The organism is Actinomadura keratinilytica (assembly GCF_039539665.1).
Lineage (GTDB): Bacteria > Actinomycetota > Actinomycetes > Streptosporangiales > Streptosporangiaceae > Spirillospora > Spirillospora keratinilytica.
Genome location: NZ_BAABDO010000292.1, coordinates 1 through 624 on the forward strand (window position 1 = coordinate 1; position 624 = coordinate 624).

The following is a 624-nucleotide window of genomic DNA, read 5'->3' on the forward strand; positions in this document are numbered from 1 at the left end:
CGGCGGGCAGAACGTCACCACCGTCGAGATCGACGCCGCCATCGCCGACCGGGCCCGCAAGACGCTCGCGGAGGCGGGGGTGTCGCCCACGGTGGTGACCGGTGACGGCGCCGACGGTTACCCGCCGGGTGCGCCGTACGACCGGGTCATCGCCACCGCGGCCGTCCAGCACGTCCCGTATGCGTGGGTGGAGCAGACCCGGCCGGGCGGGCTCATCCTCACCCCCTGGGCCACGGCGTTCGACGAGGGCGCGCTGGTCCTGCTGACGGTCGACGAGCACGGCACCGCGCACGGCCGGTTCGTCGACAACACGGTGGCGTTCATGTGGCTGCGCGCGCAGCGCACCCCCCGCCCCGAACCGCCGGCCGACCTGACCGGCGCCGACGAATCGTCCACGACTCTGCACCCCGACGCGGTCGCCTGGGACGACTACGACGCCTCGTTCGCGGTCGGGCTGCGGCTGCCCGAGGTGGCCCGAAGGTTCGTCGACGCCGACGACGGCACCGACGACTTCGCCTTCTGGGCCTTCGCCGACCAGTCCTGGGCGTGCGTGCAGGTCACCGAGGGCACCACCGTGCACCGGGTGCTCCAGCACGGGCCGCGCCGCCTGTGGGAGGAGATCGA

At 73.9% G+C, this 624-nt stretch carries 1 protein-coding gene; it reads left to right on the forward strand.

Annotation, left to right across the window (positions count from 1 at the left end; genetic code table 11):
• Nucleotides 1-624: methyltransferase domain-containing protein (locus ABD879_RS32765; protein ID WP_486303748.1), on the forward strand; the 624-nt coding region annotated here is incomplete at both ends.